This is a genomic window from Nostoc sp. TCL26-01 (genome assembly GCF_013393945.1).
Taxonomy (GTDB): domain Bacteria; phylum Cyanobacteriota; class Cyanobacteriia; order Cyanobacteriales; family Nostocaceae; genus Trichormus.
In genome coordinates this window covers 2727648-2752585 of record NZ_CP040297.1, presented here as the reverse complement: position 1 = coordinate 2752585, position 24938 = coordinate 2727648, and the positions used below count along the sequence as shown (strand labels likewise).

Sequence of the window (24938 nt, the reverse complement as noted above, 5' to 3'; positions counted from 1 at the left end):
TTACTTCGACCTCGAATTATCAGCCGAATTTTTGCTACTACTGCCTAACGCAGTGAACCGTCTCAAAGGTTTAGGTAACTTGGATTGGTAATCTTCCACTGGATAACGGTAATATTTTTCAGTATCACTCGTCATACCATTGACAATTACGCCTAAAACTGGTATGCGGTTTTGGGTTAGTTCGGATACCGCACGTTGTAGTACTTCCTTGAGCGTAAAACCGGGACGTGTGGTTAGGATCACCCCATCACTCAATTGACTGAGAGTGGAAGCATCAGCGCAGGCGCTTAAAGGTGGTGTATCGATAATGACTAAATCGTAGTGTTCGGCTGCTTCTGCCACTAACGATTTCATTGTCGGTGATTCTAGTATCTGGGAAGGTCTACCACGCAATTCACCACAAGTTAAGACATCCAGATTATCTATATTTGTTGGCTGTACTGCACCCAGTAGATTTCTTGTGCCGTTAATCACCTCCGTAATTCCTGGTCTGGAAGGGATGTTAAACAAGGTGTGTTGTACTGGCTTACGCAAATCTGCATCGATAATCAACGTCCGTCGATATAACATCGCTGAGACAGCCGCCAAGTGAGAGACAACGACTGATTTACCTTCTCCCGACAGGGGACTGCTGACCACTATGACTCGGATATTATCTGTACTGCGGAACTCTAGGTTCTTCAACAGCATCCGGTAAGGTTCAACTAAAGTTAGGTCATCTAGAAATTGTTCGGCTGGTTCTAGACTTAGTTTAGTACCTGGCAGACGAGGTAGGACTCCTAACAGGGGCAATTGGAGTAACTCCTCAGCTTCGGAAGCATCGCGCAGTGTGTTGTCTAGGACTTCTAGTAGCAACACCAAACCGATCGCCAGGATACCGCCAAAGAAGGTAGCCAGGACTAAAACAACGCTCCGTTTAGGAGATGCAGGTAACTCTGGCACATCAGCACTTTCAATAATACGGATGTTGCTAACTTTTTGTGCCTCAGTAATCCTGGCTTCTTCTAACTTGCCTTGAAGAAACTTTAATGACTCAGAAGCTTCTTCTCGCTGACGAGTGAGTACAGTTAGGGGTTGCTGTCTGATGGGTAATAGTGCTAAACGAGACTGAATATTAGCGCGCATCTTCTGGATAGCATTGAGCCGATTTTGCACAGCCAAGCGTTCAACATCGTTAGCGATTAAATCCGAGATGAGTTTCTGACTAATCTGGTCATTGGCAACATCGCCAGAACTAGTTGTAGAATTGCCAGATCCCACTCTAGCTGTTTGCTCTGCATATAAAGCACGTAGCTCATCCCTTTGTCCGAGTAAATCCCTGACAGTAGGATGAGCATCTTCAAATTTCACCCGTGCTTCGATGAGTTTAGTTTCCACATCCGCTAACTTGGTGCGTAACACCTTGAGTTGTTCGTCTTGACCCTCTCGCACAGATGAATAAGCATTAGGGATGTTTTTTGCGGCGGTGATTTGGCGTAGAGAAGCATCACGCGATCGCGTTTCTTGCAGTTGCGCTGCTAGAATACGTTCTTGATTTTCTAATTCAGCTAGGCTACCAACTAAACTCTTAGTTTGGTCATCTACAGAAACCACACCACTTTGCTGTCTATATCTGGTTTCTGCTGACTCTGCATTCAGTAGTCTTTGGCGTGCTTCTGGGACTTTGCGTTCCAAAAACTGTCTAACTTTGGTAGCTTCAGTACTAATGGTTTTAATGTTTTCCTCAACTACCGCCTGAGAAAGGGCATTGACAACCGCAGCAGCTTGATTTGGATTGGGACTTTGATAACGCAACTCTAAGATGTTGGTCGCTGGGACTATGACTACTTTTAACCTAGAACTAATACTTCCAGGTGATAGTTTATCTCCAGTTGCACCATCTTTAGACTGAGCATTTAGCTTAGAGGTTGCCAGTTGCAAAACTGTTTGCGATTTAATTAATTCTGCTTGGTCTGCCAAGGGGTTACGTCCCACACCTGTATTCGTTACCTGTGTTAAATCACGTCCCAATTCAGATACACTCGCTTGTTTGTCATCTAATATCAGCCTTGCTGATGTTTCATACAAACTTGGTGTAACTGATAAATAGGCAAATGATGCCCCAATGACAGCAGCGAAAGTAGTCAGAGCTGGAAAACCTCTCCGCCGCAAGACTGCTAATAAGGTTGAAATGCCTTTTCCCATTACGTATACCTTAGTTTCTTCAGGAAACTTATAGAGACTAGTTAGCCAAGAAATTTTACTAATCGGTATCATACAATGATTGAAACAACAATGATTGCTGATACCGGATAAGAGGGAGTGCTGAGTCCTGAGTCCTGAGTCCTGAGCAAAGAGTGAGGGAGTGATGAGTATAAGAGTATTGACTCTTGACTCTTGACTCTTGACTAATGACTAATGACTATTCCCTATTTCTTACTACCAACTCTAGCCAGACTAATCTCTTCAGCCTGTGATCTACCTATAGGTTGAGGTGTGTTGAGGAGTGTATTGTACAGTTTTAAGTTTTCCGCAGTTATATGCTCCCAACTGTAGTTTACTTGCACATTCTTCTGAGCATTTTTAGCCATTGCAGCAATTTGTCCTGGGTGATGAATTGCCCAATCAAGAGAACTAACCAAAGAGTCCACATTACCAGCTGTAAATAGGGTTCCCATCCCACCATTAATCAGTTGTTGATGGGGCAGAATATCGCTAGCTACGACTGGGACAGCTTCTTGCATGGCCTCTAACATCGCTAGAGGTAATCCCTCCAAATCAGAGGGTAAAACAAACATTCCTGCACCTCTTACCAGTTCCCATAGACGAGTACCGCGCAGTTCACCAGCAAAGATGATATTGGGATTATTCGCAACTTGTGCTAACAGTTGCCCAGTATATGATTGAGTATCACTAACACCTCCAGCTAGAACTAGTTTCCATCCTGGTGGTTGTAGTTTAGAGAAGGCTTCAATCAATAAGTCGGGGCGCTTTTCGGGAACGATTCTGCCCACAAATATCATGTAGCGCCCTCGCTCTAGACCCAGTTTTTTACCATAGCTGAAGTTTGGGTCTGATTCGCCATAACTGGCGGGAGCATTGGGAATATAGACTGTATCTCTACCGTAGGTTTGGGCAAAATAGCTTTTTAGAGCATCAGAAACAACGATAATGCCATCGGCAAACCGGACTGCTGCCTTTTCTCCTGTTTGAATCAAGCGAGTGGAAAAACTACCCCATTTAGCACGTTGCCAATCTAGTCCCTGACAAGTAACTACGACTTTGGCAGAGTTGGCAATGCTGGGTAAAAAAGTAAATAAAGAAGGCCCCAGAGCGTGAAAGTGTACGATATCATATCTGGCTAGTGTTGAAGCGATCGCTCCCAACGCAGAGGTGACAAATGCGTCTGCGCCTTTGAAATCTAAACCTGGTAAAGATTTCACTGTCACGCCTTGAAAGTCATAACTTTCTAACCAAGCACTATCTGTATATGTGGAACGAGCATATAGATCAACAGTGTGACCTTGTGCAACTATCCGGGGGTAGACTTCGGCGCAGTAATGTTCAATTCCACCTTGTTTCGGGGGAAGACCTTTTGCACCAATCACAGCAATTTTCATAGTCATAATGTTGTATTGATTAACCGGGAAACACACTAATTGACATCATTTGCAACTTGACTCTGCCTGTTCATCAGCCGACTACTGAGAACTCTTTTAATTCCCAGCGATTTAACATATCGCCGTACACATCTCTAATTACAGTCCGGGCTGCAAAAGGTTGGGCAGTCCGTACACACGACTCGCTGGGATAATTTTGGGGATTTAACAGTACCTGACGTAAGGCATCTGCAATACATTCTGGTGTCCTTTGCTCACAAACTACGCCGCTATCTGGACTCAGTAATTTTGGCGTTTCCCCACATCTAGTTGTGACTACTGGTGTACCACTAGCCAGGGCTTCTAATACCACTAGGGGTAAACCTTCGTAAGCACTACTGAGAACAAAAGCGCTACTGAGTCGATGCAACCTAGCTAATTCTTTTTGGTTTAATGCACCCAACATTGTTACTTGACTGGATAATCCCAGTTGCTCGATTTCCTGACGCAGTGGATTTGCTAGTTCGCCACTCCCGGCGATTAATAGGTGAGTGTGCGGTTGGTTTAAAGCAGCAAAAGCACGCACCAGCAAAAGCGGATCTTTTTGGGGATGCAGTCTACCAGCAAATAAGAGAAAACTTGTTTCCTCCACCAAACCCATCTGCAACGCCAATTCTCGCCTATTAGCTTCTCGTTGCGACTGACTCCAAGGATAGAAAACTTCGTTATCAAAGGAGTTTTTGATGAATTCCACACGATCTTGTAATTGGGGATAACGCTGGCGGTAAAATTCGGCAGCATCGGTATTACAAGACAGTATCTGGTTAAACTGACGGATTAACAAACTCTCCAAAGCAAAGTAAGCAGCTGGAAACCTACGCCACAATATAGCTTTTTGATCAGCCACAGTCTGCATTTGTGTATGGATATCGTTATGAATGAATATTGTTTTCTCTCCCTGCCAATTCATCGCTGCCAAACTCGGCTCAAGGCGATGAAAGTGCATAAAATCTGAGGCTAGAGAACGTCCGAGTAAAGCTGCTGTGTATTTAACTGTTGTAGGTACTAAGCCTCTAACATTGTCATCTTCTATTTTCAGTATGGGCAAAAAGTTAATTTCTCTACCTGCAAATTCTGCTTGTTGCCATTTACCCAGAGCTTGACTAGAATCTCTCGCCGTTCCTACAAGCCGCAAATCAAACTCGCTGGGAGCATATTTAATAAATGTGTTGATTAGTGTCTGAATCCCTCCTATAGAGGTATACCAGGGATTAAACTGGTAAAAGATTGTAAGAACTGGTTTACGCATTACCTATACCCTAGCTAGAACTTCACACAGCAAGAAACACTGTCTTGCCAATTAGGGAAAACACTTAGAAAGTACTTGTATTCTATTGAACTATATTACTTAAGCACACAGCTACATAGTAGTATCTCTATGCGCAAAAGTCACCGAATCATTCAACACTTTACAAAACTTTTACATTGTTTAAAGGATCTTACTTTGAAAAATCCTGTGATTTTTGCGAACTATTAGCCATAAACCATGCAGGATACAAATTTATCAAACAAGCTTAAATCAACTTCACAATAACTTCACTAAGTATACATATTTCTAGAGAATACTATCCGTATTGCTTGTTGTTGTATACATATTGCTTTTATGCAATTGGGTATGATAGCAAAACTGCTTAAGTACAGGTATCTTTTAATAACTAAATCTATAAATACTTCAGAGAAATTACTTGAGTAACTATACTTGCCTGAATTTAGCCTGATATTAACAGCACAAGAAGAAAATAGCGATCGCCACATCCCAAAGCATTGCAAATTAAAGGTTAGAGACATCATGTTTTTGACTTACTTAAATCTCATCAACAGAATTTATACTTACCTTTAAGCTATCAGGGGTTTTGTAGGAATTTATGCTAATAGGAGACAGGGGATAGGTGACAGGTGACACGGGATAGGGGAATAGGGGGACAAGGGGACAAGGGGAAAATACTTGTATAGGTTCTTTCCCCCCATCTCCCCATCCCCTCATCCCCCACTCCCTCTAACTCCCCATCGCCGTACCAGCTAGATAAGCTGTTGTCCACGCACTCTGGAAGTTAAAGCCACCGGTTACACCGTCAATATCCAAAATTTCGCCAGCGAAGTAAAGTCCGGGAACTAGCTTACTTTCCATTGTGGGGAAATTTACTTCTTTGAGATTGACACCACCACAAGTGACAAACTCCTCTTTAAATACGCCTTTACCGTTAACTGCGTATTTTCCTTGAGTTAGTTCTTGTATAAGCAGATTGAGAGTCTTATTCGACAGTCCTGCCCAACGGTCATCTGGGTTAATACCTGCACGATTGATGATATACTGCCACAGACGATGAGGTAAATCAACGCCACGATGAAGGGCGATCGCTCGTTTTCCCCATTCATTTTTCACCCCTAAGATTTTTTGCTTAACCTCTTCTGGGGAGAGATCAGGCAACCAATTAATTAATAAAGTGGCTTGATAATGTTGATCATGCAGGAGTCTTGCACCCCAGGCCGAAAGCTTGAGTACAGCCGGGCCACTCAAACCCCAATGAGTAATTAACAATGGCCCTATTTGTTCTAGTGAAGATTTTTCTCCACTATACAATCGTAAACGCACAGGGTTGACACTAATACCAGCTAATGCGCGTAACTTCGCTTCCACAATATTAAATGTAAATAGTGATGGCACTGGCGGTTCAATGTGATGTCCTAACGCTTGGGCAAGTTTATACCCTACAAGACTACTACCTGTAGCTAGGAGTAGGCGATCGCATTTTTTCACCTCTCCCGACTTCAAAACAATCTCAAACTGATGATTTGGGGAATGTTTAACTGAGACAACAGGTGCTTTCGTCCAAATCTCCACCGCCGCCGCTTGGGCTGCATCCATCAAACAATTGACAATAGTTTCAGAGTTGTCTGTAGTGGGAAACATCCGCCCATCAGCTTCAGTTTTCAGTAGTACTCCTTGGGCTGCAAACCAAGCTACAGTATCTTGAGCTTGAAAGCGACTGAAAGCACCCCGTAAAGCTTTACCACCTCTAGGGTAATTTTGGACTAACTCATTAGCATCAAAGCAAGCATGAGTCACATTACAGCGCCCACCACCAGAGATGCGAACCTTCCCTAGTAGTTGATGACTAGCTTCAATTAACGTCACCTCAGCTTCAGGGTTGAGTCTAGCACAAGCGATCGCCCCAAAGAATCCCGCCGCCCCACCACCGATTACAACAATTTTTAAAGGTAGCAATTTTCGATCTTTCTCTTTTACATCACCTAATCTCTAGGCTAGTACGTTTAATCTGCTGGTTCAAATAAATCTTTTGTCGCCCCGCAAACTGGGCATACCCAATCTTCTGGTATATCTTCAAAAACCGTTCCTGGAGGTATACCGCTATCCGGGTCACCTACTTCTGGATCATATTCGTAGCCGCAAGCAGAACATACATGAGTTATCATAACTTCCCCTCAGCTAATTGCGGTAATAGGGAATAGGGAACAGGTGACAGGTAACAGGCATTAGTCATTGGTCATTAGTCATTAGTCATTCGTCAATACTCCCTCACTCAGCACTCAGCACTCAGCACTCTCTCACTCTCTCACTCACCTTACTGAGACAATTTTAACGCAGTGCGCCAAACTAAATATCCAGCCGGACTTAAATGCAAGCCATCGGTGGTGAATTCCTGACGAAGATTACCTTTTTGATTAGTAAATAAAGAATATAAATCGAGATATCTTACACCTTCTTTAGTAGCGATATTTTGAATTTGCTGATTTAATTGTCGGATGCGACTATTGGGAATAGCTAATAGTTTTTCTCGTCCTTCCCAAGTTGCCTCCTCTCCTCCGTGGGGCAAAATTGACTGGACAAAAATTTTGGCTTGGGGATGGGTTTTTCGTAAATAATTCATCATCTGTTGCTGATTATCTAAAATTACCTCATCACCCACACCACGAATCAGGTCATTAATCCCAATCATTAAAAAAATTGCCTCTGGTTGAGTATTATCAAACAGATTCAACCTCTGTCGCAATCCATTGCTGGTTTCGCCGGAAATTGCTTGATTGAGCCAATTTTTATCTTCAGGTAATAACTCAACCGGAAACCACAGACTTAAAGAATCTCCCACCAGTATAGTTAAATGCTGGGGACGTTTCTCCGTTGCCACTTTGGCTTCTTGTTTGAGAATATCCACCCATTGTTGATAAGTGAGTTGGTGACGAGGGCCTAACTCTGGTGCAACAGCTTGAGCTTGACTCACTGGTACTGGGGGAGGAGTATGACGAAAAAAGGCGGACAATTTCTGCTGTTGCCAAATTAGCAGGATGACTGCTACCATCAGTAGTCCGTTGGATACCAGTGAGAAAAAAGCCCAGATAGGAAAGCGTTTTGCAGAAGTGGACACAACTAGCGACATCTACCAATGATTTGACTCAAATTGTAAATCGCTCACGGAAGAATGGCACTAGTTTACGGAATTATTACGGCACAATGCGATCGCTAAACTCAGAATTGTAACCTTCTTCCCCGTGTTCGTTAATATCTAGACCTTGATATTCCGCTTCTTCTTTTACCCGCAAGCCCACAGTAGCATCAATTACCTTGAGAATAATCCAAGTGCCAACAGCCGCAATCACATAGGCAACGAGAATTGCTGCTAGTTCCACACCTAACTCTCCAAAGTTACCCCGCAATACACCATCTTTACCTGCTGAGTTAACTTCCACGGTAGCAAAAACAGCTGTGAGAATTGCCCCTACTGTTCCACCAACACCATGAACAGGGTAGGTATCTAAAGCATCATCGATATTCAGCTTATGTTTGAAACTAACAGCATAGAAGCAAACAACAGCTGTGATAAAACCGATCAAAATTGCTGCTAGAGGTGTAACAAAACCGGCGGCTGGGGTGATACCTACTAAACCAGCAACTGCGCCTGTCGCCGCACCAACAGCTGTGGGTTTACCACGTAAAAATCCTTCCAAAATTAGCCACATTAAAGCCCCGGCGGCGGCTGAGGTATTGGTAGCAACAAAAGCTGTGGTAGCTGGGTTAGTGACTAAGTTACCAGAAGTACCGCTAGCAATCGATAAAGCACTACCAGCATTGAAGCCGAACCAACCAAACCACAGCAAACCTGCACCTAATAAAATAAATGGTACATTGTGGGGAGGACTGAGACGGTCGGGGTGAGTTTTCCGTGGCCCCAAGACAATGGCTGCTACCAAAGCAGAAACCCCAGAGCTAATATGTACAACTGTCCCCCCAGCAAAGTCAAGAGCGCCTAAACCACCGTATAAACCCAAGAATCCACCCTTAGCCCAAACCATGTGAGCTAGAGGGGTGTAAACAAAGGTTGACCACAGCAGTACAAACAAACTATAAGCTCGGAAGCTCATCCGCTCGGCGATCGCTCCAGAAATCAAAGCAGGTGTAATAATGGCAAACATGGCTTGATAGATCATGTATGCCTGATGGGGAATGGTTGCCGCATAGGAAACCACCTCTGCTGGTGCTGAACCTTTGAGATAATCAGTCGTCTCTAACCCGACACCGTTCAACCCAAACCACTGTAAGCCACCGATAAATGGCAATCCTGGTGCAAAGGACAGACTATAACCCCACAAAATCCAGGTGACACCGACAATCGCCATCAATACAAAACTCATCATTAGTGTATTGAGAATATTGCGCGATCGCACAAATCCACCATAGAAAAACGCTAATCCTGGTGTCATCAACAAGACTAGCGCTGATGACACTAACATAAATGCTGTATCTCCCGTATCCGCAGCTGGAGGAGTAGCTGGTGCTTGCGCCAACGCATCACCTATCAGAGGCCATGCAAACAGCAACAGCGTCATAGCCCCTATCATCAAAACTTTCTTCAACACTTCTATTGATCCCTTTCTCCCTGACGACCAGTAACTTTGTATATTAAGTTACCTTTCATTACTTTTTGTCACAGATTTTTGTTTGACAAACTACTTGGAATTAGTTTTTGGCCAAGTTCAACAAAAAATCATCCTAATTATAGTTGCAACTTATGAATTTAAAATGTTACTAATGCAAGCTTTACATTTTATTTTTTAAGAAAGTTCATATGATTTACATCTAAATCAATGCTTGATGTGTTTTTTTGATAGCTATTTACACACTAATGACACACTAAATAACGTGAGTCTTCGTTCAAGACTCACGTTAAATAAGTTAAAAATTATCAAATTTGAGCAAAAAAACACCTCTTACGTTACTCTAAAGAGTTTAAATAAGAGGTGGATTTATCTCAGAAAAACAATCAACAGATGCAATATTTATCAAGTAATAGATAAATCATCACTTTGAGAGTAACCAGCAGGTTTATGGCTTTCTCCAAATCCACTGGGACTGGCTTCTTTTAGGAATCCACTGTAGGCTTCCATGCCATGTTCGCCAATATCTAAACCTTCAAATTCTTCTTCTCGGCTAACTCGAATACCCAATGTCGCTTTTAGTGCCAACCAAAAGACAGTGCTAAGAAGAACAGTAATTCCCCCAACCGAGACAATACCAACTACTTGGGGGATGAGTGAACTTAACCCACCTCCGAAGAATAAACCGTGGGGGCCTACTGGCTTACCTGCTACGTCAACCATCCAAGAATAGCCACCAGGGCCGACAGAGAATAGACCGACAGCCAATGTACCCCAAATACCACAAACAAGGTGAACAGAGGTAGCGCCTACTGGGTCATCAATACCAAGTTTGTCAAAAAATGGTACAGAAAAGACAACCAAGATACCCGCAATTAGTCCAATGACAATGGAACTGGGAACGTTAACATAGGCACAACCAGCCGTAATACCCACCAAACCAGCCAAAATACCGTTGATAATCATCGACAAGTCTGGTTTGCCCAAATATATCCAAGCCGTAATAGTGGCAGCAATACCACCAACTGCACCAGCCATATTAGTCGTCAGAGCAATGTGAGTAATGGCATTAGGGTCAGCAGCCATCACAGAACCGGGGTTAAAACCAAACCAACCCAACCAGAGAATCAAACAACCCAAGGTGGCAATGCTCATATTATGACCGGGTAGCGCCACCACTTGTTTATCTTGGTATTTGCCGATACGGGGCCCCAGAAAAGCTGCACCCATCAAAGCTGCCCAACCACCTACAGAGTGGACAACAGTGGAACCAGCAAAATCCCAAAAACCCATGTCAGCCAACCAGCCAGCACCCCAAATCCAGTGTCCGGTGATAGGGTAAGCAATACCGACAAGTAAGAGACTGAAAATTAAGAAGTCAACAAACTTGATTCTTTCAGCCACTGCACCAGAAACAATGGTCGCTGCGGTTCCAGCAAACACCAACTGGAACAAAAATTTAGCAGCTAAAGGTACACCAGTCCAGTTAAGCGCACTAAACACACCTTTGTAAGCATCTCCAACAGCCGGACTGTTATCTGCCCCTGCCAGGAAAAACCCATTCCAGCCAATGAAATCATTGCCATCGCCAAACATCAAACCAAAACCAATAGCCCAAAAAGCCACAGTTGATAGCGCAAACACAATCAGGTTTTTGGCCAGGACGTTAACAGCATTTTTTTGGCGACAGAAGCCGGTTTCTAGCATACAAAAACCAGCATTCATAAAGAATACCAAAAATGCAGCGATCGCCACCCACAATGTATCTAAAGCTACTTTCAAGTCTCCTGTTGTGGGTCCGGCGGCTGGGGCTTGGGCAACTGCCACATAACTCCAACCCAAGACAATCAAACAAGCCAAGGGTAAGCAAGCTTGCCAAGTGGGAGATAGGCGTTTAACTAAATTAACTATCTTGTTTTGCGAAATAGATTGTCTGCCTTTAGCGTAATTCCTTGTAGAAAAACGCCGATTTTTTATTCTAGATTTCTGTTGGTACATGAGTCTGATCACTAACCTTCCAACTATCTTTAGCGGCAAATCACGGTTTGAGTTAAAAAAACTGCTGTTTAAGCGAAAATCAGTAGATTTCGATGTTTTTAATTGAGACTACTTATTTGCCTACGGCAACTCAATTAACTTAAATAGGAGTTTAGAAAATAAATGGTACTTTGTAAATGTTTTTTGTAGTAATTCCGAAGAAATTATGATGTATTATTTTACCAATAGTCATATTTTCTTCATTAATTCTTCATTTTAATTCTGTTTGCCTTTGATGTTTCACTTCAATGCAGCTTTCGCTAGCAAAGCGTATTTTGAATTAGCTCATACTCCTTTCAGCTAAAACCCCACACTCAATATCATCTGCATAAAAAATACGGTAGAGAGTAGTAAGCAATGAAGCAACATACTCTAACTACCGTATAATTACATTTACTAAGATAGGAGCTTTAAACTTCTATTCAGGATCAAAAGCTCCTACTCCGGGAGACTGACTACGATTTTTATCTTCTTCTTCCACAAATTCTTCAACTGGATAAATGTCAGGCCACACCGTCGTACCATGTTCATAGACATCGATACCAATACGATCTGCTTCAGCATCAACTCGCAATCGTCCAATTGCTTTCAGACCAGCAAACATTAAAAAGCTAAAAGCAACTGAAAAAACTGCTATTGAAATTACACCTAAAATTTGTACACCAAGTAAATGAACACCACCACCTAAAAATAACCCAGCCTTTTGATTGAGAGTTAGTTGTGGTTGTCCTAAAAAGCCAATGGACAGAGTACCCATCATGCCATTAATGCCGTGTACAGAAAATGCTCCTACTGGGTCATCAATATGCAGTGATTCAATTAAATCGATCCCCAAAACCATTAAAATTCCACCTGTCAACCCAATTAATACAGCAGCCCAAGGAGCGACATAAGCACAAGGGGCTGTAATTGCCACTAATCCAGCCAAAGAACCATTTAAACAATAGACTAAATCCCATTTGCCAGTGCGAATATATTGGAAAATTATCGTTGTCAGGGTGCTTGCACCTGCGGATAGTGTGGTATTAATTGTGACCAAGCCAATCAAGCCTGGATTGCCAGTACCAAGAGTTGAACCAGGATTAAAACCGTACCAGCCAAACCACAAAATCATGGTTCCTAAAGTTGCCAAACCTAAATTGTGGGCTGGTGGTAGAGTTCCCCACCCAGAACGTCCAGGACGAGGCCCTAATAAATATGCACCAACTAAAGCCGTCCAGCCACCAACGCTATGCACTACAGAACTACCAGCAAAGTCGTGATAACTCAGTTTGGCTAACCAACCATTAGTATTCCATGCCCAGTGAACAATGATGGGATAGCTGATTGCACCCATAATTGCACTGTATATTAAGTCACCAATAAAGTCTGTTCTACCAGCCATAGAACCAGTCGTGATTGTACTGGCCGTAGCCGCAAAGGCAAACTGAAAAAAGAACAAAGTATATGTGTTGATGGCTGCTGTCGAACCAGGCGCACCCAAGGGATAACTACCATCAGCGCCTGGTAGCTGACTTAAAAAGAAGGTATCCATGCCAAACAAACCACCAGCACTTGTTCCAAAGGCGATACCAAAGCCCACAGCCCACCAAGCCAAAATAGTGACAGCCGCATCAATAAAATTTTCTAATAGAGCATTAACCACGCCTCTTTGTCGAATCAAACCTGCTTCTAACATCGCAAAGCCAGTTTGCATGAAGAAGACGAGAAAGCCTGTGAGTAATACCCAAGTAGTATCAATAGAGATTTGTAGCTTTGTCGTAGTTTCTGATAAAGACTGTACGCTTGGAGGCGCAGCTGCTTGGACAATCACCGGAGCAAAAACTGCAAAAATCATCGAACCAATTGCCAGCGCCAGCAAGCGTTGCCAAGGTCGAATTTGCTGATTCATTAATGATTTGTTCCTCCTGGAAAAGTTAAATTAGTATTATGAGAAAATTCGTTGCAATAAGTCTAGTTTACTGCCAAAAAAGTAGCTGATTTTTACACAATATTTATGCAGTTTTTTTCTTGGACTAACGCAGTTTTAAATATCAAAAACTTTTGCTATGGGTTTAAGGCTTAGGTAAATTCGCCAGTAAATTTGATTGATTGTCTATTTACTCGAACATTAATTCTGTATTCTTCAATACATTTTGTCAGCTAGCGTGACTGTTTATCTATGACAACTGGTTAAGCCAATGACTTAAATGTCCTACCATGTCAGCAATTCTAGATATACGGTTACAGTTAGAGATCAGATTATTAAATTTATATACAAAATTTAAACTGGGCTTTAGAGGTTGTTTGAAAAGTCTAATATGTTACTCTTATGGGCGATTAGAAATCGCGTCTACACAGACAAAACCCACCTCCGTGGGTTGGAAATCCTTGATTTTGTATTAGTCTGCGGAGGCAGACTTTGCCTGTGTAGTAGCGAATTATATTCGCCCCATACTTTTCAAACATCCTCTTAAACCCAGAAATAAATCCTTACCCACAAGGAAATAGGGATTTTTAAGAAAATTCTTGTTTTAAATACTGTTGATAACCGAGTTCTTCCAGTTTTGCTTGCTTTGCCATCACTGAATTAGATAAGGTTTGTCGGTATTGTTGAATTTTGACTAACAATTCTGGTTGCTGAGTTGCCAGGACTTGTACTGCTAAGAGTCCAGCATTTTTGGCATTACCAATAGCTACTGTAGCTACAGGGATACCCGCAGGCATTTGCACAATTGAATATAGAGAGTCCACACCTTGTAGATTACGTGTCGGGACAGGAACACCAATTACAGGCAAAGGAGTCAATGATGCTACCATTCCCGGCAGATGAGCAGCACCACCAGCGCCAGCAATAATTACCTTAATACCCCGATGGTGAGCAAGTTTAGCATATTCCACCATCCGTTCTGGTGTACGATGGGCAGAAACGATCGCCACCTCATTTTCCACACCAAATTCATCACAAATAGCGATCGCATCTTTCATCGTCGGCAAATCTGAATCACTGCCCATAATAATGCCAACCAAAGGAGCCATAGAGATTTAAAATTTTTACCGAGGTTTGCAATTATCATCTCATATTGAGTGCAGAAGAGAGTGCTGAGTGGGGGAGTGCTGAGTGCTGAGTGCTGTTAGCGGAAGCGGGGCGTTCAGCCCGTGCTGAGTGCTGAGTGAGGGAGTGGGGGAGTGAGGGAGTGGGGGAGTGATGACTATTGACTAATGACCAATGACTAATGACCAATGACTAATGACCAATGACTATTGACTATTGACTATTGACTAAATGACTATTGACCAATGACTAATACCAAACCAGTAAATATTATCAATGCACGAATTCCTGGCTACCAAGATTTGCAGATGGTTTTGGTGAATCAGGAAGGGATGATTGAGCAGATTTTGCCGATGGATCAAGAATACAACCGAGTGCCACCACAGGATATACAAATATTGGATGTCGGGGGAGACTGGGTTTCTTTGGGAGGTGTGGATTTGCAGATTAATGGCGCTTTGGGTTTAGCATTTCCCGATTTGGCGGCGGAAAATTCACATATGTTGGAGAAAATCTGCAAATTTTTATGGGATGTGGGTGTGGATGGATTTTTACCCACACTAGTTACCACATCAGTAGAAAATATCCAGCGATCGCTAGCTGTGATTGCCGATTTTATCCCTAGTCAAATCACAGGTTCGCAAGTATTAGGCGTACATCTAGAAGGCCCATTCTTAAATTACCAGAAGCGTGGCGCACATCCGGCAGAGTATTTATTACCCTTAACAATTGATCAAGTAAAGCGGGTTTTGGGTGACTATGCCCATGTCGTTAAAATCATCACCCTAGCACCAGAGTTAGATCCTACTGGAGAAGTCATTCCATATTTGCGTTCTTTGGGAATTGCCGTCAGTTTAGGTCATTCCCAAGCAACCGCAGCCCAAGCACAAAATGCTTTTCAACAAGGGGCAACAATGGTTACTCATGCCTTTAATGCCATGCCTCCCTTACACCACCGCGAACCAGGATTATTAGGTGCAGCTATTACCAATCCTCATGTTATGTGCGGTTTCATTGCTGATGGTCAGCATATCACGCCGATCATGCTGCAAATTTTACTTCGTGCTAGCCAAGGATTGTTCCTTGTCAGCGATGCCCTCTCACCACTAGGGCTACCAGATGGTGTGTATCCTTGGGATAGTCGGCAAATAGAAGTCAAAAATGGTACAGCTCGATTACCCGACGGCACTTTATCAGGGACGACTTTACCCTTACTTGTAGGAGTACAAAACTTATTAAAGTGGGATATCTGCGACGTAGAAACAGCGATCGCCCTAGCAACCAACGCACCCAGACAAGCAATTAACTTACCAGTAATTACCGCGAATAAATCATCTGATTTATTACACTGGCACTGGAGCAAGAACACCAAACAACTAACTTGGCAACGATTACTCACATCATAGGGAGGGGTGCAGGGGAGGCAGGGGAGGCAGGGGAGGCAGGGGAGGCAGGGGAAGCAGGGGAGAAGAAGAAATGCTAATGACTAATGACTATTGACTAATGACTATTGACTAATGACTATTGACTAATGACTATTGACTAATAACTAAATTTTGTTTAGATTTCCATCTAAATAGTGAACTTTTGTAATATTTAAGATTTTCTTTAGATTTATAATTTAAGATTTTCTTTAGATTCTTTGCAGTACTAATCTGCATTGAACCAGAGTTTAGAGCCATAGTCATGAGGGTATGCCCTGTGAACACCAAGATGTTACGTTTACTTTGGTCTGTTGTGGAACAAACCCAGTCCACCACGCTTCTTGAACTTAACGATACAGATTTAGTCAAACAGTTGTTGAGACAGATTGATAGCAAAACTGTACTCAATACTGAAGAAATTCATACTGTCAGTACTTATCTATCATCCAGAACTGAGTTGATCAGAGATTTAGCCATTGCACGCTTGGCATAAAGGATTTGGCAAAACTTACTATTGAAAGTTGTAATTTTGACCCTTATTTTTTATGTACTGTGCAACCTACGTGGAAAATTTTTTGATTTCGTTGTTCTCGCTATCTTTCATCTTGATTCGGATTTTGAGCATTAACCCCAGCATTTGATCTGGGGTTTTTATCACTCTAGTAACGAAAAGTCGATCCAAGATGTTTTCTCGATTGGTATTCCTTGAAGGCTCCATCACCGACTAGCGTTCCTCCATTCTTTTTGAGAGTAGGGATTTGTCCTGTTTGTAGTGCTATGAAAAGATTGCTTTGATCCATACACAAACGTCTAGCTGCTTCCACCAGTGGAATATCGTATCTCTGGACTGTATTTTGTCTTCTTCCACCTGCACTTAAGCGTCTGCCTTTTCTGGTAAATGGAACACCTTGGTTATACATACTTTGATGTTTCTGTCTTCACTTAGATTAATATCTAAATCGGATTGTAGAACAATATTAAAAAATAGTAAAATATTACTTTGCTACGAATAATTAATTTTAATTACTTTTCTCTAGAGGTTTATTGCTGAGAGATTGCTCTGCCAGAGCAAATTTAGCTCACACTGATATTGAGAATGTAGTTTAAAACTCCACTAGCACTAGTTTGCTGACTCACACTCACACCTGGGCCTGTAAACCTAACGCTCACAGAAGCTGATTCAGGAAAATAACGGGTAGAGATTTTGAGTTGGTGTTGTCCAACAGAAAGATAGGGTGCTAGATTCAGCTCAACCCCTCGGCCTTTGATTTGCTGAATCACTTTACCATCATAGGTCAGATCACCTTGTAATCCAGAGCCTGATGTACTAATGCTCAGGATATGTGGTTGTCTGAGATTAGCAGCACTGATAGTAACGCTACTGATTTGGTAATCAGGTGAACTGCTAGCCATAATGCTATGACTAGCCTTGTGAGAATAGACAATAGAGCGTTGATAATTGTGGTTGATGTTATCGACTGCATACACACTATTACCAGCAACTATGAAAGCTGCACAAGCGATAAAAATCAGAGAAAGTTTCATAGATACTCTTCAGAAATCATGGGTGTAGGGGTGTAAACAGTGAACAGTGAACAGTGAATGTTTTAACTGGTAACTGATAACTGTTAACTGATTTGGTAGGGGTGTAGGGGAAGAAAAAGTTTTTTATTCGTCGCTAGGGGTTGAATAGTTTTGACTTTTGACTTCCCCCCGATAACTTTCTGAAAAAGCCCTGCGTTAGACTATATAGCTTTTCCTGATCTACTAAGGCACTAAGCTAAGTAGAAATCCGCTACACTCCTCTGCGCTTTCCTCCGCGCCCCTCTGCGTTTAAAATTATTAACCTTGTACCTCACTTACTTTAGGAATTGCTAGTCTTTAGACTAGTCCCTTAGTCTGACCTTGAGCTTTAGCTTGAGCTTCATTGGCTTTAGTAATAGCTTGAGTAATGGCTTGCACAGTACCAGCATCAGCCTTAGCATAAGCAGCCGCCTCACCCATAAAGCTGACAGCTTGAGATACAGCTGAAGCCACTTGGGCATTATCTCCCTTCTTGGCTGAAGTTTCCGCTTTAGCCATTGATTGTTGGGCTTGCCGCAGCCTCGGTAAGACAATATCTCTATACTCAGGCCGGACATTGACTGGAGTAGTCTTGACTACCGTTTCCGCCACACTAACGGCTCGATTTAATACCTTCGTGGCAACAGCAACAGCAACGCTCACCGATACATTCTCTTGAGCAATCATGAACTGGGAGTGATTTGCTCCCTTGCTATTGTTCAACTCTTGGTGATTCAGAGAGAATGATAATGCCTGACCTGAAAAAATTACCAGCAAGCCCATCGCTAAAGCAGTTGCATTACTTAAGCGATTGTTGTTCATCCTGCTTATCTCCTGATTTAAAAACTGAGAGGGTTTGCCCATCTTAGCTGCTAAATTTAAGGGTTAGACGCGCCCTCTCAACCCCTGTGAAAATAACGCTTTCTAGATGGAATTGTGCTAGCAAATGTTTATTTGCAAATAGTTGCTTGATTAACCTTATCGAGCGCTACTCTCAGCAATAGCAGTTGCGTTACCTACAGCTGTTTTTGCACTGGCTAATGATTGAGCAATAGCTGGTTTGCCAGGCCCACTAACAGCATCTGATTGCGCTATGGCCAACGCATCACCAAGAACGGTTTCTGCTTGAGATAGTGATCTAGCGGCTGCTCTTTTGTCGCTAACAGCCGTTGAACTAGAAAGAGCTGTGGCATTACCTATTAAGGATGTGGCTTTAGCAATGGATTCAGCTAGAGCGCCTTTTTTGGGCCCACCAATTGCTTCTGATTTAGCCGCAGCTGTGGCATTTCCCAATGCTGTTTCTGCACTCGCTAGCGCCTGGGAAAATGCTTGATTTTCTCTGAGAGGACGTTGACGTTGGGGTTGGCGTTGAGGTTGAGCAATCAGCAACTCAGAATTATTCAATCTCTTTGCCTGATCGATTTTTGCCAAACCATCTGTGCTGGCGAAAGCCGATGTGGCAAGTCCCATCACTGCAACAGATGTTAACAGTATGCCGAATTGGGGGAAGCCTTTGAAAGTATTTGATTTAGACATTTAACTTATCTCTCCCAAAGATGAGCTGTTTGTATTTCTAGTAACGAAGACTCCAGACAAAATATTCCAGCCACAAGAGGTATATTTGGTTTGAGTAAGTCGGCATTCATCAGAGGCGACGAGATGTAAAGTCTTTTGGTGTTAATGTTTGCGAATTCGTTAATGTGTTAAATTTTCTGAGACAATCAACCTAAAATATCCATTGCTAAAAATCTGTGAGAGCGGCTCGCATCAATGATAACTTTAAGGATTGGGAACCCTTAAAAATCAAAGTTTATGAACGCAGCCGACGATAAGACTATTGTTCGTGAGTATTTTAATTCCACAGGGTTTGATCGATGGAGACGGATTTATGGGGATGGCGAAGTTAACAAAGTCCAACTTGACATCCGTAACGGTCACCAGCAAACTGTGGATACTGTCATCGGCTGGTTAACAAATGATGGCAATTTAGCCGATTTGTCAATCTGCGATGCTGGTTGTGGTGTGGGTAGTCTCAGCATTCCCCTGGCTACAGCAGGCGCAAAGGTCTATGCCAGCGATATTTCGGAAAAAATGGTCGAAGAAGGCAAACAAAGAGCCTTAGAGGCGATCGGCAATCCCGAAAATCCTACCTTTGCCGTCCAAGATTTAGAATCTTTGAGTGGGAATTATCACACTGTCATTTGTTTGGATGTCCTCATCCACTACCCCCAAGAAAAAGCTGATGAGATGATTTCTCACCTCTGTTCTTTATCACAATCTAGAATTATCCTCAGTTTTGCCCCCAAAACTTGTGCCTTAGCTTTACTCAAAAAAATTGGTAACTTTTTTCCCGGTCCTAGTAAAGCCACCCGCGCCTACCTCCACCGAGAAGCCGATGTGATCAAAATCCTGGAAAGCAACGGCTTTACTATCCAAAGAAAAGCCTTTACTAAAACCAGTTTCTACTTCTCGCGCATATTAGAAGCAACACGTTAAGAGTGCTGAGTCCTGAGTGATGAGTGATGAGGGGGAGTCAGGAGTGATGATTCTCAATTTTGAATTTTGCGGAAAGTTGCGTGTGGGGGTTTCCCCCGTTGAGCAAACTTTCCAAGACGAATTTTGAATTTTGAATTGATTTCCCCCATCCCCCCATACTCTCATCTTCCCACTCCCCCCAAAGTGAAGTTAAAATCACAAGCAAAGTTTAAATCTGAAGTGGCATTATGAAGACTGCTGAAAAGTTAGCCGCAGGTTGGCTATTAACACTCGGATTCATGTTTTTGACACTATCAACCTCTGCGGTGATTCAGAGAAATACCATGCTTAAACCGATCGCTACTGGTGAAAATGAGGAGTTGGTGAAGGATTATATAAATAGGGATGCGTTGAATTTACTGGATAATACTGCTACTCAAGGATTAATATTTGGCGTTCCTACTATGATTGTGGGTTCGTGGCTGGGGGTAGCACTATATTTGCAAAACAGAAACTCCAAAAAGGCCCTTCAGCAGCAAATGAGCGATCGCCTACAATCTACTTTTTATGAAATGATTCAAGAAAATCAAGGACGAGTGACTGTTTTAGGTTTTGCGATGCAGTCTCAATTACCTGCAACTGTCGCTAGGCAATATTTAGATGATAAAGCTAAAGAATTCAACGCTAATTTTCAGGTCAATGAAGAAGGAGCAGTATCATACCATTTTGATGTCTAATTATCTCATTTATTGACCACTAAGTCTCATGACACAGATTTTTTTGAGCGTAGCTGCCGTTTTAGGTGGTTTGTCTGTTGCCTGTGGGGCTTTCGCTTCCCATGCCTTACGGGAAAAAGTTAGTGAGCGATCGCTAGAAATCTTTGAAGTTGGCGCTCGTTACCAAATGTACCACGCTCTAGCGCTCTTGTTAGTTGCTATTCTCATTAGTCGCATAGAATCACCACCAACCACATTAATCGCTAGTGGGTGGTTGTTTATCATTGGTATCATCATATTTTCTGGCAGTTTATATGCCTTGAGTCTAACTGGCATCAAAATCTTAGGAGCAATTACTCCCCTCGGCGGTGTCGCCTTTCTCCTAGCCTGGGGTGCTTTAGCTGTCTCTGCTTTCAGCATCAAGTTTTGAAGCGTTAACACCCCCGTACTCAGATTTTGGCGTTGCTGAATCGAGAGATGATTTAGCAAGTTATAAAATTTCCCCACCCACCTACTTACGCTTGATAACTGTTCACTGATTTAATATGGTGGGTAACCAAAATCATCTTCATCGGGATACACATAAGAACTAGAAACTCCAGCCATTGCCATCTTGGGTGCAGTTTCTGTTCTCACTGGTTCCTTACCAAAATCTTTGTAATCTTCAAAAGCTTTACAAATAATCATCGATTCTGGTGCATCAGAAGCAATCAGATAGTTGGTTAAATTGCTAACTGTTGGATGTTCATAGTCTACAGTTGAAGCCACCAAAACTGTATTCGGTTCAATCCCTCTTTCTTCACATTCAACAATGGGACAGAAAATCCCGTGAGCATGAAATAGAGGGCCTTTTGGTGTCACTGGCTGTTTACGATAGACAGCGTAAGCTCTTTCTAATTCGGACACAAACCCACTGACTATTTTGCCTTGTTGAAATTCACAATAGGTTTTACTAAAACTTGCACCTGCTGCACCATTAAGAGTTAATTGCAGAGGTGTATCATGTAAAAACTTTTTATTTTCATCTACTAAGAAAATTAAGTAGCGTGTAAAAGTTTTAAACTTAAGTTTGTCTGCTAAAAACGCATCATAATTTTCTTTGAGTGTGCCAAGTTTAATCCCAGTTTCTCTATCTTTAACTGATAAAGGCCCTCGTCGCACAATTACTATCCGGGGAGTGGTTGTGATATAAACTGTCTCCACACCAGAGCTAAATTCGTGTTCTACTTTCTGCCAATTTTTATCAGGCTGAAAACCAACAGCCTGAGCATTATCTAATTTTATTGCTAAACCGTAGTTTTGAATACCATCTGTGCTGTGTCGAGGGTTAATCATCTGACACCAAGGGATGACTTGAGAAGGTGGTGCATTAAATTTTTCGTCCTCAAAGTCGAACTTAGCAGATGCTTTCATCGTTTTAGGCTACAGGGTATTTTGCTAAACAAGTTTGTCAACAGAGCGCCGACACAAAAACACCAGTCTACTTAACTGGTTTGTTGTCCTTCCAGATTAAAGCAGAATCAATCTATGTTGCAATCCCTATTTTGTTTTTTTTACAACAGATTCACTTCTGCTTTATCAGCATTTATGGCTAATAATGCCGATAAATCCGCTAAAATTACTAAATGATTGACCACGATCGCCTGTTTAAAGAACTACTCAGCAACTTCTTGCCAGAGTTTATCGAACTCTTTTTTCCTGATATCAGCGCCTATTGGAACCCTGATTCCATCGAATTTTTACCGCAAGAGGTACTGACTGACGTTACCGAAGGGGAACGTAAAATCGTCGATTTAGTTGTGAAAGCCTCTTTCAGAAATCAAAATGCTCTTTTTATCATTCACATAGAGCATCAATCCTCTGCTGAAGCTGGGTTCAATAGACGAATGTTTACTTACTTCGCACGCTTACACGAAAAATTCGCTCTCCCCATATATCCTATCGTCATTTATTCCCATGACTCACCAAAAACTCTAGAACCAGAGAATTATCGGCTTGAGTTTCCTGGTTGGACTGTGCTGGAATTTAATTATCGAGTCATCCAATTAAATCGCCTGAATTGGCAAGATTTCGTCAATCAGCACAATCCTGTAGCTAGTGCTTTGATGTCTAAAATGCGAATGGATGCTCAAGAACGTCCTACAGTCAAGCTAGTGTCGTTACAATTACTGACGACTTTAGGATTGAACCCAGCACAAGTACAGTTAATTTCTGGTTTTATTGATACTTACCTACAGTTAAATGCTCAAGAAGAAGCCCTATTTCAAGAACAGCTTGCTAGCATTGAACCAAGACAAGAGGAAGAGGTTATGAAAATCGTCACCAGTTGGATGAGAGAAGGTATTCAACAAGGTATTCAACAAGGTATTCAGCAAGAAGCCTTGTCACTAATTATGCGCCAACTCAGCCGTCGATTTGGCTCACTAGCGCCTCAATTACAAGAACAGATTCAAAGTTTATCTGTTGCAGAGTTAGAAAATTTAGGTGAAGCGCTATTAGACTTTTCTAGTCTGGCCGATTTAGAAGTTTGGTTGAGGGAAAGTTAGACACTAGCGATCGCATCTTAAAATTATGACAAACTTACAAAAAAAATTACTCACGGACACTTGGCTAACAGCTACTTGGGATGAATATATTCAGGTAATCACCAATCCTTTTTATCACAAGGCCAAAAGCTACTATTACAACGGCAAAATGAGGTTTGAAATGCCACCAATAGGGAATGATCATTCACGAGATCACACAGTTGTGATTATTGCCGTTAGCATATATGCCGCAATCAAAGGTATTGCTATTAATGGCAATGATAATTGCACTTACCGCAAAAAAGGTTTCAAAGAAGCACAACCTGACGTGTCTTATTATATTGGTGAAAATGCTGGTGCTATTCCTTGGGGGACAGGAATCATCAACCTAGACGATTATCCAGCACCAAATTTAGTTATTGAAGTGGCAAATAGTTCTCTAGCAGATGACAAAGGTGAAAAACGTCTGCTTTATGAAGAATTAGGAGTAGATGAATACTGGATTATCGATGTGCAAAAAGTGCAGGTGATTGCTTTTGCTGTAGAAAATGGTGGTAGTCGCAGAATAACTCAATCTCAAATTTTACCAGGATTAGCAATTTCTCTATTAGAAGAAGCTTTCCGACGTACTCGTCAAACGCATCAAAGTCAAGTTGTTGCTTGGTTGTTATCGGAATTTAGTCAATAGTCATTAGTCAATAGTCATTAGGGAACAGGGAACAGTCATTGATCATGATTTCTTAAATTTTGAATTTTGAATTTTGAATTTTGAATTTTGAATTTTGAATTTTGAATTTTGAATTGGTTTTTCCCCTGGCTGATTAAACCAGGAGTTCTCTATGGATGAAAAGCATCTTTACAGGCGTTGCAGTAGGCTTAAACCGTGGGTGTCAGTACCACAGGTATTGAACAATCCATACTCTTGGGCTAGGTTTTGCACCTGTTGTGATTCAACAATGCTAGGTTTCCAGGGGTTAGGGTTGTTGTAAGCGTAAAATGTCTCTACACCATCAATTCCATATTCCACTGCTGCTGGTATTAAGTCAAACAGCGATCGCTTGTAACGTGCTGGATGTGCTAACACCGCCAGTCCCCCGGCTGCATGAATAGCTGCAATTACGTTACCTGCTTCATACTCTTGGCCTGTAGTCGCTTTTCTTTGCAGATAAGGTCTCATGCTGGAATGTTCTAGCTGGAATGCGTAAGCTAAAATATGCACCTCTATGTTTAAAAGATTCGCATTCACTTCTACACCACTCCACAAGTGAGGAGTAGCGACACCAGGATGATTCCATCTCCAATCTTCTAACCAGGCTTGAGCTATTTCGTAGCCTCCCACAGTATGATGGTCAGTGATTGTTAAGCCCTCTAGGCCAATGGCGATCGCTTGTTCCATCAACACATTAGGCTGTAACCTGCCATCAGAATAAACTGTGTGCATATGAAAGTTATATAAATTCGGACAACTTTGAGCATCAATTGTCTGGAATACTTGCTTTAAGAGTTCGGTAGAAGCAGATGTCCGAGCAAAATTTACAACCATAACCCCCTCTGAATAAAAATACTTGATTCCTCACAGAGCAGCACGCCACACTCACTAAAAAAGACATATCTAGCACTTTAAAATAGTGCTA

Annotated in this window: 22 protein-coding genes; 7 read left to right on the top strand and 15 right to left on the bottom strand. The window is 42.1% G+C overall.

Going from position 1 to position 24938, the window contains the following annotated elements:
* The 10 genes from FD725_RS11755 to purE all read right to left on the bottom strand — a co-directional run bounded on the left by FD725_RS11755 (position 1) and on the right by purE (position 14585).
* Positions 1-2184: a polysaccharide biosynthesis tyrosine autokinase gene (locus tag FD725_RS11755; RefSeq protein ID WP_179048315.1), complete on the bottom strand. Its 2184-nt coding sequence runs from the start codon at positions 2182-2184 to the stop codon at positions 1-3.
* Positions 2185-2408: 224 nt separating this feature from the next.
* Positions 2409-3599: a glycosyltransferase family 4 protein gene (locus FD725_RS11750; protein ID WP_179051507.1), complete on the bottom strand. Its 1191-nt coding sequence runs from the start codon at positions 3597-3599 to the stop codon at positions 2409-2411.
* A 73-nt stretch (positions 3600-3672) separates the two neighbouring features.
* Positions 3673-4887: a glycosyltransferase family 4 protein gene (locus tag FD725_RS11745; RefSeq protein ID WP_179048314.1), complete on the bottom strand. Its 1215-nt coding sequence runs from the start codon at positions 4885-4887 to the stop codon at positions 3673-3675.
* A gap of 747 nt (positions 4888-5634) precedes the next feature.
* Positions 5635-6864: an NAD(P)/FAD-dependent oxidoreductase gene (locus FD725_RS11740; protein ID WP_179048313.1), complete on the bottom strand. Its 1230-nt coding sequence runs from the start codon at positions 6862-6864 to the stop codon at positions 5635-5637.
* A gap of 47 nt (positions 6865-6911) precedes the next feature.
* Positions 6912-7073, bottom strand: a complete 162-nt coding sequence (rd, locus tag FD725_RS11735) for a rubredoxin (protein WP_179048312.1) — start codon at positions 7071-7073, stop codon at positions 6912-6914.
* Between the two features lie 149 nt (positions 7074-7222).
* Positions 7223-7957 (bottom strand): SGNH/GDSL hydrolase family protein, encoded by a 735-nt coding sequence (locus tag FD725_RS11730; protein WP_256871892.1) that lies wholly within the window; start codon positions 7955-7957, stop codon positions 7223-7225.
* A 142-nt stretch (positions 7958-8099) separates the two neighbouring features.
* Complete coding sequence (locus FD725_RS11725) at positions 8100-9512, bottom strand: ammonium transporter (protein ID WP_179048310.1); 1413 nt, start codon at positions 9510-9512, stop codon at positions 8100-8102.
* A 423-nt stretch (positions 9513-9935) separates the two neighbouring features.
* On the bottom strand, positions 9936-11528 hold the full coding sequence (locus FD725_RS11720) for an ammonium transporter (RefSeq protein ID WP_179048309.1): 1593 nt from the start codon (positions 11526-11528) through the stop codon (positions 9936-9938).
* Between the two features lie 457 nt (positions 11529-11985).
* Positions 11986-13458: an ammonium transporter gene (locus tag FD725_RS11715; protein ID WP_179048308.1), complete on the bottom strand. Its 1473-nt coding sequence runs from the start codon at positions 13456-13458 to the stop codon at positions 11986-11988.
* Positions 13459-14063: 605 nt separating this feature from the next.
* Positions 14064-14585: a 5-(carboxyamino)imidazole ribonucleotide mutase gene (gene purE, locus FD725_RS11710; protein ID WP_179048307.1), complete on the bottom strand. Its 522-nt coding sequence runs from the start codon at positions 14583-14585 to the stop codon at positions 14064-14066.
* A 261-nt stretch (positions 14586-14846) separates the two neighbouring features.
* Between purE and nagA the strand changes: the two genes are divergently transcribed.
* Positions 14847-16007, top strand: a complete 1161-nt coding sequence (nagA, locus tag FD725_RS11705) for an N-acetylglucosamine-6-phosphate deacetylase (protein ID WP_179048306.1) — start codon at positions 14847-14849, stop codon at positions 16005-16007.
* Between the two features lie 307 nt (positions 16008-16314).
* Positions 16315-16518 (top strand): hypothetical protein, encoded by a 204-nt coding sequence (locus FD725_RS11700; RefSeq protein WP_306296898.1) that lies wholly within the window; start codon positions 16315-16317, stop codon positions 16516-16518.
* Positions 16519-17099: 581 nt separating this feature from the next.
* On the opposite strand, the gene FD725_RS11695 is transcribed toward FD725_RS11700, so the two are convergent.
* From FD725_RS11695 to FD725_RS11685, 3 genes are all read right to left on the bottom strand, one after another.
* Entirely contained in the window at positions 17100-17570 is a 471-nt protein-coding gene (locus tag FD725_RS11695; RefSeq protein WP_179048304.1) for a hypothetical protein, read from the bottom strand.
* 336 nt (positions 17571-17906) lie between these two features.
* On the bottom strand, positions 17907-18410 hold the full coding sequence (locus FD725_RS11690; RefSeq protein ID WP_179048303.1) for a hypothetical protein: 504 nt from the start codon (positions 18408-18410) through the stop codon (positions 17907-17909).
* A gap of 156 nt (positions 18411-18566) precedes the next feature.
* Entirely contained in the window at positions 18567-19124 is a 558-nt protein-coding gene (locus tag FD725_RS11685) for a hypothetical protein (RefSeq protein ID WP_179048302.1), read from the bottom strand.
* A gap of 276 nt (positions 19125-19400) precedes the next feature.
* On the opposite strand from FD725_RS11685, the gene bchM reads away from it, so the two are divergent.
* The 3 genes from bchM (at position 19401) to FD725_RS11670 (ending at position 21209) form a co-directional block, all read left to right on the top strand.
* Entirely contained in the window at positions 19401-20084 is a 684-nt protein-coding gene (bchM, locus tag FD725_RS11680) for a magnesium protoporphyrin IX methyltransferase (RefSeq protein ID WP_179048301.1), read from the top strand.
* A gap of 227 nt (positions 20085-20311) precedes the next feature.
* Positions 20312-20800 carry a hypothetical protein gene (locus FD725_RS11675; RefSeq protein WP_179048300.1) on the top strand — a complete coding sequence of 163 codons (489 nt, stop codon included), beginning with the start codon at positions 20312-20314 and terminating at the stop codon, positions 20798-20800.
* A gap of 28 nt (positions 20801-20828) precedes the next feature.
* Positions 20829-21209: a DUF423 domain-containing protein gene (locus FD725_RS11670; RefSeq protein WP_179048299.1), complete on the top strand. Its 381-nt coding sequence runs from the start codon at positions 20829-20831 to the stop codon at positions 21207-21209.
* Between the two features lie 110 nt (positions 21210-21319).
* On the opposite strand, the gene FD725_RS11665 is transcribed toward FD725_RS11670, so the two are convergent.
* Positions 21320-22192 carry a DUF5895 domain-containing protein gene (locus tag FD725_RS11665; RefSeq protein ID WP_179048298.1) on the bottom strand — a complete coding sequence of 291 codons (873 nt, stop codon included), beginning with the start codon at positions 22190-22192 and terminating at the stop codon, positions 21320-21322.
* 212 nt (positions 22193-22404) lie between these two features.
* Here FD725_RS11665 and FD725_RS11660 point away from each other — a divergent pair, with 212 nt between their 5' ends.
* On the top strand, positions 22405-23325 hold the full coding sequence (locus FD725_RS11660; protein WP_179048297.1) for a DUF4351 domain-containing protein: 921 nt from the start codon (positions 22405-22407) through the stop codon (positions 23323-23325).
* A gap of 25 nt (positions 23326-23350) precedes the next feature.
* A complete protein-coding gene (locus FD725_RS11655) occupies positions 23351-23992 on the top strand; it encodes a Uma2 family endonuclease (RefSeq protein WP_179048296.1) in 642 nt (213 codons plus the stop codon).
* 168 nt (positions 23993-24160) lie between these two features.
* On the opposite strand, the gene FD725_RS11650 is transcribed toward FD725_RS11655, so the two are convergent.
* The gene (locus FD725_RS11650) at positions 24161-24847 is read right to left on the bottom strand and encodes a PHP domain-containing protein (RefSeq protein ID WP_179048295.1); all 687 of its coding nucleotides are present in this window, start codon (positions 24845-24847) and stop codon (positions 24161-24163) included.
* Positions 24848-24938: the final 91 nt, after the last annotated feature.

Coding starts and splice junctions, on each gene's coding strand:
- FD725_RS11745 (WP_179048314.1), bottom strand. CDS start 4,887: ATGCGTAAACCAGTTCTTACAATCTTTTACCAGTTTAATCCCTGGTAT.
- purE (WP_179048307.1), bottom strand. CDS start 14,585: ATGGCTCCTTTGGTTGGCATTATTATGGGCAGTGATTCAGATTTGCCG.
- FD725_RS11755 (WP_179048315.1), bottom strand. CDS start 2,184: ATGGGAAAAGGCATTTCAACCTTATTAGCAGTCTTGCGGCGGAGAGGT.
- FD725_RS11670 (WP_179048299.1), top strand. CDS start 20,829: ATGACACAGATTTTTTTGAGCGTAGCTGCCGTTTTAGGTGGTTTGTCT.
- FD725_RS11690 (WP_179048303.1), bottom strand. CDS start 18,410: ATGAACAACAATCGCTTAAGTAATGCAACTGCTTTAGCGATGGGCTTG.
- FD725_RS11665 (WP_179048298.1), bottom strand. CDS start 22,192: ATGAAAGCATCTGCTAAGTTCGACTTTGAGGACGAAAAATTTAATGCA.
- rd (WP_179048312.1), bottom strand. CDS start 7,073: ATGATAACTCATGTATGTTCTGCTTGCGGCTACGAATATGATCCAGAA.
- FD725_RS11675 (WP_179048300.1), top strand. CDS start 20,312: ATGAAGACTGCTGAAAAGTTAGCCGCAGGTTGGCTATTAACACTCGGA.
- FD725_RS11750 (WP_179051507.1), bottom strand. CDS start 3,599: ATGAAAATTGCTGTGATTGGTGCAAAAGGTCTTCCCCCGAAACAAGGT.
- FD725_RS11650 (WP_179048295.1), bottom strand. CDS start 24,847: ATGGTTGTAAATTTTGCTCGGACATCTGCTTCTACCGAACTCTTAAAG.
- FD725_RS11700 (WP_306296898.1), top strand. CDS start 16,315: ATGTTACGTTTACTTTGGTCTGTTGTGGAACAAACCCAGTCCACCACG.
- FD725_RS11720 (WP_179048309.1), bottom strand. CDS start 11,528: ATGTACCAACAGAAATCTAGAATAAAAAATCGGCGTTTTTCTACAAGG.
- FD725_RS11695 (WP_179048304.1), bottom strand. CDS start 17,570: ATGAAACTTTCTCTGATTTTTATCGCTTGTGCAGCTTTCATAGTTGCT.
- bchM (WP_179048301.1), top strand. CDS start 19,401: ATGAACGCAGCCGACGATAAGACTATTGTTCGTGAGTATTTTAATTCC.
- FD725_RS11730 (WP_256871892.1), bottom strand. CDS start 7,957: ATGGTAGCAGTCATCCTGCTAATTTGGCAACAGCAGAAATTGTCCGCC.
- FD725_RS11715 (WP_179048308.1), bottom strand. CDS start 13,458: ATGAATCAGCAAATTCGACCTTGGCAACGCTTGCTGGCGCTGGCAATT.
- FD725_RS11685 (WP_179048302.1), bottom strand. CDS start 19,124: ATGTCTAAATCAAATACTTTCAAAGGCTTCCCCCAATTCGGCATACTG.
- FD725_RS11655 (WP_179048296.1), top strand. CDS start 23,351: ATGACAAACTTACAAAAAAAATTACTCACGGACACTTGGCTAACAGCT.
- nagA (WP_179048306.1), top strand. CDS start 14,847: ATGACTAATACCAAACCAGTAAATATTATCAATGCACGAATTCCTGGC.
- FD725_RS11660 (WP_179048297.1), top strand. CDS start 22,405: ATGATTGACCACGATCGCCTGTTTAAAGAACTACTCAGCAACTTCTTG.